At 69.7% G+C, this 13,071-nt stretch carries 13 protein-coding genes and 1 pseudogene; 13 read left to right on the forward strand and 1 reads right to left on the reverse strand.

Annotation, left to right across the window (positions count from 1 at the left end; all coding sequences use genetic code 11):
- The 12 genes and pseudogenes from I3F54_RS27915 to I3F54_RS27960 all read left to right on the forward strand — a co-directional run.
- On the forward strand, positions 1–383 hold a 383-nt coding region (locus I3F54_RS27915), incomplete at its 5' end, for a hypothetical protein (protein WP_240121695.1).
- A 122-nt stretch (positions 384–505) separates the two neighbouring features.
- Positions 506–1,228 (forward strand): hypothetical protein, encoded by a 723-nt coding sequence (locus I3F54_RS27920; RefSeq protein ID WP_240121696.1) that lies wholly within the window; start codon positions 506–508, stop codon positions 1,226–1,228.
- 23 nt (positions 1,229–1,251) lie between these two features.
- Complete coding sequence (locus I3F54_RS27925; RefSeq protein WP_240121697.1) at positions 1,252–1,398, forward strand: hypothetical protein; 147 nt, start codon at positions 1,252–1,254, stop codon at positions 1,396–1,398.
- Positions 1,399–1,517: 119 nt separating this feature from the next.
- On the forward strand, positions 1,518–1,940 hold the full coding sequence (locus I3F54_RS27930) for a DUF6409 family protein (protein WP_240121698.1): 423 nt from the start codon (positions 1,518–1,520) through the stop codon (positions 1,938–1,940).
- Between the two features lie 330 nt (positions 1,941–2,270).
- Positions 2,271–3,953 carry a DUF3560 domain-containing protein gene (locus I3F54_RS27935; RefSeq protein WP_240121699.1) on the forward strand — a complete coding sequence of 561 codons (1,683 nt, stop codon included), beginning with the start codon at positions 2,271–2,273 and terminating at the stop codon, positions 3,951–3,953.
- A 75-nt stretch (positions 3,954–4,028) separates the two neighbouring features.
- Positions 4,029–4,670, forward strand: coding sequence for a hypothetical protein (locus I3F54_RS27940; RefSeq protein WP_240121700.1), 642 nt, complete (start codon positions 4,029–4,031; stop codon positions 4,668–4,670).
- 61 nt (positions 4,671–4,731) lie between these two features.
- Positions 4,732–5,160, forward strand: coding sequence for a DUF6197 family protein (locus tag I3F54_RS27945; protein ID WP_240121701.1), 429 nt, complete (start codon positions 4,732–4,734; stop codon positions 5,158–5,160).
- A 44-nt stretch (positions 5,161–5,204) separates the two neighbouring features.
- A complete protein-coding gene (locus tag I3F54_RS27950; protein WP_071370504.1) occupies positions 5,205–5,606 on the forward strand; it encodes a DUF6181 family protein in 402 nt (133 codons plus the stop codon).
- Positions 5,603–5,941, forward strand: a pseudogene (locus tag I3F54_RS32620) (DUF6349 family protein); the annotation flags it as partial. The gene I3F54_RS27950 and the pseudogene I3F54_RS32620, both read left to right, overlap by 4 nt.
- Positions 5,910–6,212: a DUF6349 family protein gene (locus I3F54_RS32625; protein ID WP_374205976.1), complete on the forward strand. Its 303-nt coding sequence runs from the start codon at positions 5,910–5,912 to the stop codon at positions 6,210–6,212. The pseudogene I3F54_RS32620 and the gene I3F54_RS32625, both read left to right, overlap by 32 nt.
- Before the next feature lie 200 nt (positions 6,213–6,412).
- On the forward strand, positions 6,413–6,691 hold the full coding sequence (locus I3F54_RS27955) for a DUF6211 family protein (protein ID WP_071370502.1): 279 nt from the start codon (positions 6,413–6,415) through the stop codon (positions 6,689–6,691).
- Between the two features lie 44 nt (positions 6,692–6,735).
- Entirely contained in the window at positions 6,736–7,395 is a 660-nt protein-coding gene (locus I3F54_RS27960; RefSeq protein WP_240121702.1) for a hypothetical protein, read from the forward strand.
- A 313-nt stretch (positions 7,396–7,708) separates the two neighbouring features.
- On the opposite strand, the gene I3F54_RS27965 is transcribed toward I3F54_RS27960, so the two are convergent.
- Positions 7,709–8,260, reverse strand: coding sequence for a hypothetical protein (locus I3F54_RS27965; RefSeq protein WP_240121703.1), 552 nt, complete (start codon positions 8,258–8,260; stop codon positions 7,709–7,711).
- A gap of 376 nt (positions 8,261–8,636) precedes the next feature.
- Between I3F54_RS27965 and mobF the strand changes: the two genes are divergently transcribed.
- Complete coding sequence (gene mobF / locus I3F54_RS27970; protein WP_240121704.1) at positions 8,637–13,070, forward strand: MobF family relaxase; 4,434 nt, start codon at positions 8,637–8,639, stop codon at positions 13,068–13,070.
- Position 13,071: the final 1 nt, after the last annotated feature.

The following is a 13,071-nucleotide window of genomic DNA, read 5'->3' on the forward strand; positions in this document are numbered from 1 at the left end:
CCGCGTACATCAACCACCGGCAAAGCCCCACGTCACAGCACCATCAGACGACTTTGCCGGAGCCCTGGGCCCCGCACCTCCGGTGCACCCTCAAACGCGCTCTCGCGCTCCAGGCCACACAGAATGTGTGGTCCAGTACCGAGCACATCAACAACGCCGTGGCGATGGCCTACGGCGATCAACTCCCGGACTCGGGCCGATGGGAGCTGACCCGTTCTCAACTCCGCACACTCAAAATCGCCATTGAGTGGCGCAGGGCCAAGCGCGCGGCCAGCGACAAGACGACCGCCCCCGATATCCTCAAACGCTGGACGCAAATAGAGGATGAGGTCATAGCCGCATACCGGGCCGTGAGCAACGAAGCAGGGTTGTACTGGATTTAGGGGGTTGCCGATCACCCAAGAACATGGTTTAATTAATGGTGTCGGAAGGGGGAGGGCAACCCCCCGACCGACACCGTGGGGCCAGCCGGCCCCGGACGATCTCTCACCAGGAGGACCGCGACATGCCCCGTAAGCCGAAGATGACCGACGAAGAGCGCCGGGCCTACTCCGCCAAGATGCGCGGTGAACTCGAAGCCGTCATGGATCGCGCGTACGGCGCGATGGTCGCCAGTGAAGACTTCTGGGCCACCGTCATGCGCACGGCCGCGAACCTGACCCACCCGGACCGCGACGACCGCAGCCCCACCAACTGCATTGCCATCGCCGCCCAGCACCCCAACGCCACCCACGTACTCAGCTCCGGAGACTGGCGAAAGGCCGGACGCTTCCCGGTTAAGGGCTCCACCTCCCTCCGCATCTGGACGCCGATCAAGCGGCGGCCCGAGGAGGGTCGGGAGGCCACGGCCGCAGCCGCCGACGGCGGGCAGCGCGAGGTCACCGGCGAGACCGCCGGGGGTGAGACGCGCAAGGTGTCCGGCTTCAAAGCCGGGCCGGTTTTCGACATCAGTCAGACCGACGGCGACGCCTACGAGCCGCCCGCCGCCGCCCCGCTCGCCGCCGAGGTCATCCGCGATGTCCTGGTGAACCAGTACCGCGACCAGTACCACGAGGACCCCGAGCAGGCCGGAGGGTTCGACTTCACCCAGGAAGCCCCCGACAACGCCGTCCGCATCCTTCTGTACGGCCACGCGTGGCGACGTATCAGCGAGGCGGACGCCCCCCCCTTCCCGGCCAGCACGCGGCCGAAGTCGCCTCAGCCGCCCACGTCGCCGCGCTCATCCTGAATATCGCTCCGGGCCCCGCAGTCATGCCGCCGCTCGCGGGCATCATCACCCAGGACAAGAAGCCCCCGGTACACGAGTCCGCCGTACGGGCCATCGAGACCGGCCGCGCCGTCGCCCGCGCCGTCGCGATGGCCGCCGAGCGCCGCCGCGAACTTGCCGTGACCGGTTGACCGAGACCCAAGAACATGGTTTAATTAATGGTGTCGGAAGGGGGAGGGCAACCCCCCGACCGACACCCCCGCCGGGGCCGACCGGCCCCGGCGGAATCTCTCACCAGACAGGACACGACATGCTCACCACCGACCAGAAGCCCACCGTCCAGGACTTCCCCACCGCGACGCTCGTGATCGGCGGACCCTGGTTCCGGGGCCACCAGCTCGACACCCGCCCCGCCGTCGTCGTCGGCCCGTTCGGCGGGCCGGAGTTCGCGGACGAGGCCACCATGTCCGTGGTCTGGTTCTTCACCCTCGGTGCCCCGCAGCCGGGCGACAGCGTCCAGGCGATGTTCCCGCACGAGCTGACCCCGCTGGACGACACGCTGACCACGATGCACCAGGACACGTTCCGCGACATCGTCCGCAGCCTGCGCCGGGGCCGGTTCGCCTACGACGACGGGGACGCGCTCCGCGCCGCCGTCCGCCAGGCATGGCGCGAGCGGACCGGGCTGGCCGACGCCGACCCGGCCGCCCGCCACACGCTCCACCGCAGCTGACCAAGGCCCCGCCGGTTCGGGGGAGGGCAACACCTCCGGACCGGCAGGCCCCCAGCACCCAAGCGGACACCCCTTCGGGGCGGCAGGACAGGTCCGGTGCGTTCACCGCCGCCGGCCGACTCCGCCGCAGGCGGCTCCGCCGACCGACGACGGGCACCGGACCGCAGCGGACGCGCCCCGCCGGGGCGCGACAGCCCCTGTCGTCGCGCAGGCGCGACGACCCGCGAGCCGATCGTCCCTCACGGCCCGCGCCCGTGGTGCAGCGCCGCTGCCAACGCAAGGTCCGCCCTCCGGCCGGACCACAAACTCTCACCAGAAAAGACCAGTTCAGTGACTATCAAGATCACCCACACCCGCCGAGAAGGAACCCTGGTCGAGGGGACCGAGAAGGGCGATAAGGCCGGGAAGATCCTCAAGCGCAAGGAGTACGGGCGCCGGGGCGGCCTGGCCTTCCGCTGGGGGCACGACCTCCAGTGCTGGTACCTGCGCCACTCACGGGATCACGCGGCCGACCGGTGGACGGTCAACAAGCTGCGCGGCTACCTCGAAGAGGCCGGGTACACCGTCGTCGTCAACATCGACGACCACAAGCGGCGCAGCTACGCCGAAGCGGAGGCTGAGCGGATCGAGCGTGCCGAGGCCCGCGCCGAGCGCTTCGACGGCTACGCGGGGAACGCCGCCTCCCGGGCCGAGGGCGCGCACCGGTCCGCTGACGCCATCTCGGAGTACATGACCGGCGAGCCGATCAAGGTCGGTCACCACTCGGAGCGCAGGCACCGCCGAGACATCGAGCGCATGGACAACCACATGCGGCGCGGTATCGAGGAGAGCCGGAAGGCTTCCTACTGGGCTGACCGTGCGGCGGCGGCCGAGCACTTCGAGGCGTTCCGCCGGGACCCCAACCGGACCTTGCGGCGTCTGGAGAAGCTGCGTAAGGAGTTCCGCGACATCGAGAAGTGGCAGCGCGGAGAGTCCGCGTGCGGCTTCACCCGCTCGACCACGCCGGAGGGTCTGGCAACGCTGGCCACTGAGCGGGACGTGGTTCTGGAGAAGATCGCGTTTGAGGAAGCGGTGATCGCTGAGGCTGAGGCCCGGGGGTTCAAGGTGTGGGGGCCCGACGATTTCACGAAGGGCGATTTCGTGAACGCGGGTGGCACCTGGCGCGAGGTGCTGCGGGTGAACAAGAAGAGCGTGACCGTGCCACACCTGCTGACCCGTACCGGTATGGCGGTGATGCGCTCCGGCGACCGCGAGTGCACGGCCGGAACGGTGTACTACGGGCGTCCCTCGCCGTGTAAGGGTGGGAAGCGGTGCACCTGCGACACCCAGACCCTTCCGTATGACGTGGTGCGCGGATGGGCCAGCGGCGCCGACATCGCGCGCCTTGAAGCGACGGAGCCCGAGGCGGAGCGGACCGTGTGCCCGCACTGCAAGCGCGTGGCGAAGGGCGAGAAGCGGTTCAGCACGGTGCGCGGCATGTGCACCGTGTGCGGGTACGCCAAGCCGCAGAATTTTAAGGCCGGACCCGCACCTGCCCCGGAGGCCGCCGAACACCAGGAGCAGGCCGAGCAGGCCCCGCCGGTCGAGGAGCCGGCACCGGTGGCCGAGACGTGCCCCATGTGCCACTCCAGCCAGTGGAACGCGGAAGCGCGCCGATGCGCTCACTGCCACCACGCCCCGGAAGGGAAGCCGACCCCCGCGTTGGCCCCCGCCCCAGGGGAGAACACACATGAGGCCCTGGCCCTGGTGCTCATCGCCTCGAAGAACACCCGCCGCACCCGCAAGCGCGCCTTGTGGGCGATGACCCGCCGCGAGGCGCAGGCCGTGTGCGGTGACCGTCGCACCTCCGGCCGTTCCTACATGCTCACCTGGACCGACCAGCCCGGCGTCGAAGGTACCGACTGGGAATGGACGCCGGACAACGGCAGCTTGGACCCGGTCCTTTCGGACTTGGGCATCACCCCGCGCCGTGAATGGACCGCTGCCGCGCAGGCCCCCGCCGAGGCCGCGTAACCACGCCCCCGCCCGCCCCGGCGGCCGAGCGCCCCGGGGCAGCGGGCCCCTCTCTCACCAGAACAGGGCACCACCATGACCATGCAACTCCTCGAACGACCCGCGACCGTCACCGACACCGAAGCGGGCAGGCTCATCGTCCCCGCGACCGAGGGCACCACTATCCCGACGTACCGCGTCGGCGCCCCCGACATCCAGTGCCGATACCCCGTGATCGTTGGCGAAGACCAGGTCATCGGCCGCGCCTACAGGTGGCACCGGGACTGGTTCGTCCTCACCACCGAGGGCGAACGCAACCTCCGCCGCCCGCCGAAGGGGACACCCGGCACTGACATGGCCGCCGCCCATCTCGCGGAGCAGTACGCCGCCGGTCGGATCGGCGCCGTCCCCCTGGACCAGGTGCTCGCCGAGGCCCCCACGCCGTTGTGCGGGCCGGTGCCTCTCCTGCACCCGCGGATGCCGGTCAACGATCGCAACATCGAGGGCGCCCAGATCGCGTTCGCGGGACTCCGGGCCCACCACTGGCGGGCAGTCCTCACCGGGTTCCCCGGCAGCGATAACCACTGGTTCCTCAGCTGTGAATTGTGCCCGTGGGAAGGCCCGAAGTTCTGGAGCCACCTGCGCGGTCGTAACGGAGAGCCGCCGAGCGCGCGCCGTCACAAGGGCGGGTGTATCGGAGAGGACAAGGTCCGCCGGTTGGTCACCGCCTACCACTAGCAGCCCCACCGGGGGGCGGCGGCGCGCTGCCGCCGCCCCCGCTTCCCCGAAGGACAGCACCGTGCCGACCCGCCACACCCCCGAAAGCATCGTCATCGCGGACACCCCCGCCGCGATCCTGCGATGGGCCGCGCTTCACATCGAACACGTCGGCATCCACCAGGGCCCCCGTCTGTTCGCCGGTCCCGGCCGTACGGCCACGTTGCCGTGCTGGCCGCGCGGCGCCCTCGAAGTCGCAGCCGGCCACGGGCGGGGAGCCGCCGGCCGGACGTACGACTGGGACCGCATCGACCGCGCCCGCGACCAGGCGTTCGGCATCCTCGCGGAAACCCTCACCGGTCACCCCGTCGACGCCGACGACCCCGCCGCCGCCAAAGCCCTGCACCGCGAGGCCATCGACCGGTGGAGCGCCGAGCCCGGCCGCACCGCCGCCGACGCCGCCCACGCGTTCCGCACCGCCGCCGCCCGCGCCGAACACGCCCTGTTCTGACACCCGACGCCCGCCAGCATCCCGAGTCATCGAAGGCCAGCACGATGGACGAGACGACAGAAGCCCGCAGCACCACCAGGACGCCGAGCCGCCGAGGAGCCGCCACCCCCAGCCGGGACGGCGTCCACCGAGTCGGCGTCCCCCTTCAACCCCGGCTCACCGCGGCCGAGCTGATCCGCGTACTCCTCGCGGCCCCGGGGGAAACCGACCTCACCGCCCTCGACCCGGTACGGGTCCGGTCGCTCATCGCCGACGTGCTCACCCAGCACGGCTATGACGTGCTCGACCGATCGCCGTACTACCCGGAGCTTGACCGTCACCAGGACGCCCGCCGGGCAGTGCGCCGCGCGTACGGGTCCCGATTCCTCGACGCCCCGGACGAACAGGCCGTACTCGCTGATCCTCTGCGCGAAGTGCTCGCCGCCGCCGGGGGTGGGCCGTCATGACCGCGACCGTCGCCGAGCCGACCGGAGCACGGGCACGGCAGACGTACTACTGGCGGGTGCGCAACGCGCGGACGCGCCAGTCACCCGGGAGCGCCGGGCAGGCATGGCACATTCAGCCCGGACACCCCGGCGGCGCGTACTGCGACCTCGGCCATGAGCTGGACCCGCCCGAACACCACGCCCCGACCCTGCTCTCCCGCAGCCGGCCGACCGGCCGCCGGGAGGACGAGCAGGAGTTCCGGGGCGGGTGTCTCGCGTGCGAGTGGGAAGGCCCCGTGCACTCCGGCAACGGGTTCGGGGACGGTGACAACGAGGCGGTGGAGGACGCGCACGACCACTGTTTCCCCGGCTGGGCGGGCGCTGCCGCCGATTACCACGGTCGAGGACCGGTGGGCCGTCCCGCGCAGCCGGAGCCGGTGGGCTCAGCTCACCTCCCAGTACCCGGCGGGCTGGATCGACCAGGGCGCCCCCGTCGTGGCGTGGCGCCGCTACCGCCGCGAAGCTCACGCCCCGCCGTACACGGGACGCCCCCGCTACGAACTCCGCGTCACCCGGCCACCCATCGACCGGGGCCGACGCCCTACAGATCAAGGGGCTCTCTTCTGATGACCGCCGTCCTCCGGATCAGGGCCCCGCCCCGCTCAACCCAAAGGTGGTTTAATTACTCCGCCGTCAGCGGAGCGGGCAACCTCCGACCGGCCGTGCGTCCCACGGGCGCCACGCACCCCAGACAACAGATGACGGCCAGCGCACAAGGGCAACAAGGCGCTGGCCGTCGATGTTCTCTCACCAGAAAGAACCCCACCATGCTATGCGACCGACACCCCGACTGTCCCCAGCCCGGCGACATCGCCCAGCTCACGAGGGGTAACAGCATCGGCGCCGACCCCGGCGACAGCTTCGTCATCGTCGAGGACTTCCCCCCGACCGGCCGGCATCTCGTGCTCAACCTCCCCGTCGACCACCCAGGCCGCGCCGACTGGGCCGCCGCCGTCCCCCTGGCCGACATAGCCACCCTCACCCGGCTCGAACCGGCGGGCAGTCGTACGTGGGCGCCGGCCCCGGACCCGGACGACATCCAGTGACCGTGCCGAGCGGTCACGACCCCGACCAAGAACAGGAGGCGACCGTGTCCCGCAAGACCGGCCGCACGCTCTACTCACGCGCGGACCTGCGCAAGGTCCACGGCATCAGCGAGCCGACGCTTCAGAACCTCTGGACCGACCGGGAGAACAACGGGCACCCGCCCGTCGCGGACACCATCGACGGCGTCATGCACTGGGACGGCGACGTATGGGCGACGTGGCACCACGAGCTTCAGCGGCAGCGCGCCGCCGCCAGCACCACCAACCCGCCGAAGCTCGACGGCGACCCCGAAGAGATGGTCGGCCCCGCCGAAGCTGCGAAGGTCTGCGGGTTCGCCGATTCCACCACCGTCTCCCACTACGTCAAGAACCCGCCCGAGGGGTGGCCTGCGCCCGACGACTGGGACGAGCTACCGACCCGGCGGCGTCCGAAGTGGAAGCGTTGGAGGCTGTGGCAGTACCTCGCGGACCGCAAGGGCCGCGGGCACGCCGGCGGACGGCCCACCGGCCGCCGCGGACTGGCCTACCCGTACCAAGGAGACGAACGGCTGACCCTCGCACGGCAGGCCATCGCGGCGAACCCCGGCGCGAAGAACGCTGAACTGATCCCCGCACTCCAGCAGCAGACGGAGAAGACCTACTCCCGTCCCACCTGGAACCTGATCCTCAATTCCGCCCGCGAGCACCCCGAGGAGTCGCCGTGACTGATCCTCGTTGTCCGCGCTGTGCCGGCCCGCTCGTTCAGCCCACCGCCCGATCCCGCCTTACGACCGATCGTGAAGTGCGGATCTGCACGCCGTGCGGCACTGACGAGGCCGTACGCGAAGCTACTGGACAGACCCCTGTCGCCTTCGGTGACTGGCCACTAACTTCGTAGCACTCGCCGCGCCACCCCGGCCCCCCGCTCCTGCGGGGGGCCGTTCGCGTGTCTCGGCTGGAGCGGCAGCTCACGCAGTGGCGGCGAAGCCCGTGGTCGACACGATCCTCAGCGTCGGCCTCGGCGGGCCACCCGTCCACTCATTCGAGGTTGCCGGGTTGCGCGAGCCAGTGCGGGAGGCGCGCTGTGTTCGATCGTGCGCTGGTGAGCATCTCCTCCGCCTCGCCGAGCACCTTCTTGAGTTGGGCGGCGTGCTCGGTCTTCAGGTTGAGTCGGGCCTCCAGCAGGATCATCAGGGCGCGGGCGGCGTCCGCACTGGCCTTGATCAACGGATCGACCTGGGGCGCCTTCGTACGCATGTCGCGCAGCATCCAAGCAATGGTGGAGACCTGCCAGTACCAGAGCAGCGGTACCGCTTCCAGGCGGTCATCCCCCTCCTCCATCGAGACGGTCAGCAGATGGTTCAGCGCGGCCCCGGTTTCGTGGTCACCGGTGGCAGCGAGTTCCTGCTGTGCCTTGTGAGCGATCTTTGCTGCGCGTCCGAAAGCGGCGGTGGCCAAGGCGGCCTTGGTGACGGCCTCGGGGGCGGTGCCCTGAGGGATGTAGGTGTTCGGCGTACCGCCGAGGGCCTTCACGATCTTGGCGAGGTCCACGACGCTGGGGATGGCGGTGGGATCGGCGGTGGCGCTCATAGTTCGGAAGCCTATGGGGACATCTGCCGAAGCTGCGGAACACGAGGCCATCGTGATGTCGCACGACCCGGTTGCCGTACCGAGAAGGACCACCCTGTGCCGCCACGGCGACCTCATGCCCAGCAGCAGCCGCGCAGCCGCACCGCCCAAGGCCCCACTGAGCAGCCGAGGTAACAGCCTCGCGCGCAACTTCCCCTCGCGAGCCAAGGCCGCAGCCAGCACGCACCCACCGAAGCGGAAGCGATGCCCCCTCGTCGCACCGATCTTGAATTTAGAGGACCAAGGTATCGTCACTTCGTGACGATACAATCAGCCAAGATGACCGAATCTGACTGAGTGGAAGCGGGGGGTGAGCGGGCCGGTGGGGTGGACGACCATGATCGGCCCGTCCGACGAGCAGGTTGAGTACCGCCTTACCGGCGGTCACGGCTGCGGGAAGTCCACCACGGTCGACGCGGCCCCCCTCGTCGCCGCCATTGAGGCCAAGGCCGCAGCAGCGGGCGCTCCCGTCGCGTCCCTGCTCGGCTCCCGCGAGGCCAAGCGTGCCTTCTTCCGCGCCCGCGGATTGATCCGCAGCAAGGGCACGGCGCGGTTCACCGGGTTCGACGCCGTCGAAGTCGCTGCCGCAGCCGGGCTCGAAGCCCGCGACCTCTACGGCGAACAGGCCCTTCCCCCACGGGCCGCCGACGGACAGGTGGATTACCACCTGGACGCCAGTGAACGCCCCCTGGTGTGGGTCGGTAACGGCCTCACCGAGTTCGACATCACCCCCGGCAGCATCCTCGCCCCCGAGCACTTCCAGGCTGCCCGACGCCTCATGCACGGTGAGGACCCCCGTACCGGGCAGACTCTCGTAGAACCCAAGCTCGCCATCGCGCCGGCCGCAAAGCTCCCCGCAGCCCCGCTGGCCCGCGCCATCCGCCGCGCCGCCGCCGAACGCAGCGTGAACCCTGTGTCCCTGCTGGACTCCAAGCGCAAGAAGGACGCCTTCCGCAGGATGGAGAGCCAGCTCAAGCGGTTCGGTGAATCGCACCGCATCCCCGCCTCCACCTTGCTGAAGCTCGCCGACGCCGTCGGCATCGACGCCGTCGATCTGTACGGCGAAGACACGTTGGAGAAGGCCGTGGCCGCCGAGGCGGGCGGCCGTCTTGACGCCCGCGCACTCCTGCGCGCCGTCGAGGCGCGCGCTACCGAGACCGGGCAGCAGCCTGCCGACCTGTTCACCGCCGCATCCATGAAGCGCCGGTACGTCCAGACCGCGGGCGAGGGCGAACGGCGGCTTCGGGACCTGCCCATGGACGTGCGTGAAGCGGTCGCCATGGCCAAGGCGGCAGGGCTCGCGCCCGAGGACGTGTGGGACGCCGAGGAGATCAAGGCCGCCCTCCTTGAAGGACGGGTACAGGTGGGCAACTTCGGTGCCGACGTCACCTTGGACCTGGCGAAGTCGAAGAGCGCGTTCCTCGCGTACGCCCCGAAGGAGATTGCCGCTAAGGTCGAGGGCATCTACACCTCCGCCGGCCGAGAGTCCATCGGTGCCCTGGAGCGCTGGACCGCGTACGCCATGCGCGGCCACCACGGCGACGGCAACGAGGCGGAGACCGTAAAGACGAGCGGGTTCTCCGGCTGGATGATGGTGCACCGCGCCGCCCGGCCCGTGGACGGCGCCCCGTACGGCGACCCTCACTTCCACCTGCACTTCACCCTGGCCAACATGGTCAAGGGCACCGACGGCAAGTGGTCCACCATGGCCAGCGGGGGCCGCGACCTGCACCGGCACACCCGCGCGACCCAGTCCCTCATGAACGCCCGCATCAGGAGGGAGCTGACCAATGAGTTCGGCATCAGCTTTCGCCGCGAGGAGCGGACCGGCGCGTGGGAGATCGCGGCGATTCCCGAAGCCACGATTCGCCTGTTCAGCAAGCGCGACAGCCAGGTCCGGGACCTGCTGACGAAGCTGGGCATCGACTACGACAGCGCCACGACCCGCGAACGCACGGCCGCCTCCACCGCGTCCAAGGCCGCGAAGAACGGTGAGGCCGCCGGAGTCGAGGACGACGTTCTGCGCGCGTACTGGCAGGCCGAAGGCCGCGCCGCAGGTGACGATCCCGAGGCCATCGCAGCCAGCACGATGGAGCAGGACCAAGCGGACCAGAACCCTGGTCTGGATGAGCTGTGCGCCCAGGTCTTCGACCCGGAGACCGGCTTGACCAGCCACTCCAAGGAGTTCACCCACGCCGCTGCCATCTCAGCCGTGCTGGATGCCCTGCCGTATGGAGTCGCGAACGCCGAGGAAGCCGAACAGCTCACCACCTCCGTCCTCCGTCACGCCGGTTACGCGGTGCAGCTGAATTCGAAGGGTGCCCAGCACTTCACGCACGCTGATCGGTACACGACGGCGGACATCGTGGCCGCGGAAACGTTGATCGTCTCCGAGGCCACGAACCGGCTCGACACGCAGGCCGCCGTCGTCAGTCGTGGCACGGTCGACATGACCCTCTCCACCGTCGAGGCCCAGCACGGCGGCAGTTTCTCGTTCTCTGCCGAACAGCGCGCCGTCCTCGAACGGCTGCTCACGGTCGGGCACGGAATCGATGCGGTGGTGGGCATTGCCGGATCGGGCAAGACCACGATCATGGACACTGCCCGGCAGGCATGGGAGGCCCATGGTCTCGTCATTGCCGGAGCGAGTACGGCCGCCGTCGCCGCCGCGAACCTGAAGGCGGAGGCGGGCATCGAGTCCCGCACCCTCGCGTCCTGGCTCACCGGCATCCGAAACGGTGGTCCCGGTCTCACCGGTGTTGACGTGCTGGTCGTGGACGAAGCCGCCATGTGTGATGACCGCGACATCGCCGAACTCCTCACTCACGCCGCGGAAACCGGAACAAAGGTCGTCGGCATCGGTGACCCCAAGCAGTTGCACTCGCCCGGTATCGGCGGATCCTTCGCCGCCGTGCACCACATCGTTGGTGGACTCAGCCTCAGCGAGAACTTCCGGCAGAAGGACTTGGTCGAGCGTCGGGCGCTGGAGCTGTGGCGCGACGACAACCGTGTGGAAGCGCTCCGTACTTTCGCCGGGACCGGCCGCGTGCACGCCCTCGCGGACAAGGACGCCACGCTCGCCGCGATGCTCACCATCTGGGCCGACAAGCGCGCCGCGCACTCCGACGACCACACCGCCGTGCAGCAGCTCCTCATGCTCGCCGCCACCAACGAGATCGTGGAGGAGCTGAACACGGGAGCCCGCGCACTGCGGAAGGCGAACGGCGATCTCACCGGCCCCGAGCACACTTACGCGTTGCCCGGCGGCGGCGAGCTGATGCTGTCCGTCGGAGACCAGGTCCTCCTTCGGATCAACGACTACCGAGGTAAGAGGAGCCGAGGCGAGAACGAAGACGTCCTGAACGGCTACCGCGGAATCGTCCGCGCCGTGGACGAGGCACGCCGGGTGCTGGTCGAGTGGCGCGAGAAGACCGCCGACGGCCACCGTGACGTCGCCGAATGGGTTGACGCCGACTACATCGCGCAGGGCGGACTCAGCCTTGGATACGCGATCACCGGCCACAAGTCGCAGGGCCTCAGCGTCCAGGAGGCCCTGGTCTACGGCCCCGGTGCGCAGGCGAATGCGCTCTACACGATGATGAGCCGCGACAAGAAGGAGTCCCACCTCTTCCTGCCGCTGTCCGTCTACGAAACCGACGCTGACCGTGCTCGCGGAGGCGACGCGCTCACCGAGCAGGAACAGCTTGACCGCGCTGTCGCGGGCCTCATCCGTGAGATCGAGAGTGGCACCGAGGAGCGCATGATCCTCACCGAACTCCCCAAGAACGCGGTCCCCGCCCATGTCCGTCAGGCCGTAGCCGATCTGCCGACCCCGCGCGCCCCCGGTGCCGGCGAACCGCATGAGGCGGACGCCGCCGAAGAGGCGCCGGAGCCCGAGGACCGGCCCGCTCTGGCACCCACCGAGCGGCACGTGGCGTCTGCCACGCTTTCGGAACCTGCGCCGACGGCTGACCGCCCATACGCTCACCTCAGCAACGCAGCCTTGCGCGACGCCGCGCGCAAGGCTGCTACGGCCGCGCACGCCACCAGGACCGCGGCCGAGAAGGCGGAGGCCGCCGCCGACCGTGCCGAACAGCAGGCCGCTGCCGGAACAGGCCCGAGCGCGCTCGCGCTCAACCGCCGACACCAGGACGTTGCCGAACGTGCCGTGGCAATCCGCGAAGTCCGAGCACTGGACGGCACGATCGCCGAACGCACTGCCCGACTGCACGGCACACAGGCACGTATCGAAGGACTCGAACAGCAGCTGGCCGCGACCGGCCGTTTCGGGCGTCCGGTGCTCCGTGGGGACGAGCGAGCTGCGGTCGAGGCAGATCGTGAGGAACTGCTTCGTACGTGCGAGGAGACCGGACGGGAACTGGAACAGATGGACAAGCGCCTCCACGAGGTTGCCCAGCAGGCCGGACCTGTCAGCGAACACGAAGCGGTGCTCGCCGAAGCGGACATGCCGCAGCAGGAGAAGGCCGCGCTCCTGCGACGTGCCAAGGACAAGGACACCCAGGCAGCCAAGCAACTCCGGACCCAGGCCGCCAAGGCGCGCAGCACTGCTCGCGGCGCTGACCACCGAGTGTCCGGCCTGCAGAAGGAGATGACACTGCGAACTCAACTTGGGCGTCAGGGCGCCGACGTCGAAGAGTCCGCAGCACCGTCGACCCCGAAGCCCGAGTCCTCGTACGCCAACCGCACGTCGATGGACTACACACAGCTCAGCACGCCGCCAGACAGCGCACAGGACGCACCGCCTGTCTAGA

The sequence above is a fragment of the Streptomyces sp. MUM 2J genome, assembly GCF_022414535.1.
GTDB lineage: Bacteria > Actinomycetota > Actinomycetes > Streptomycetales > Streptomycetaceae > Streptomyces.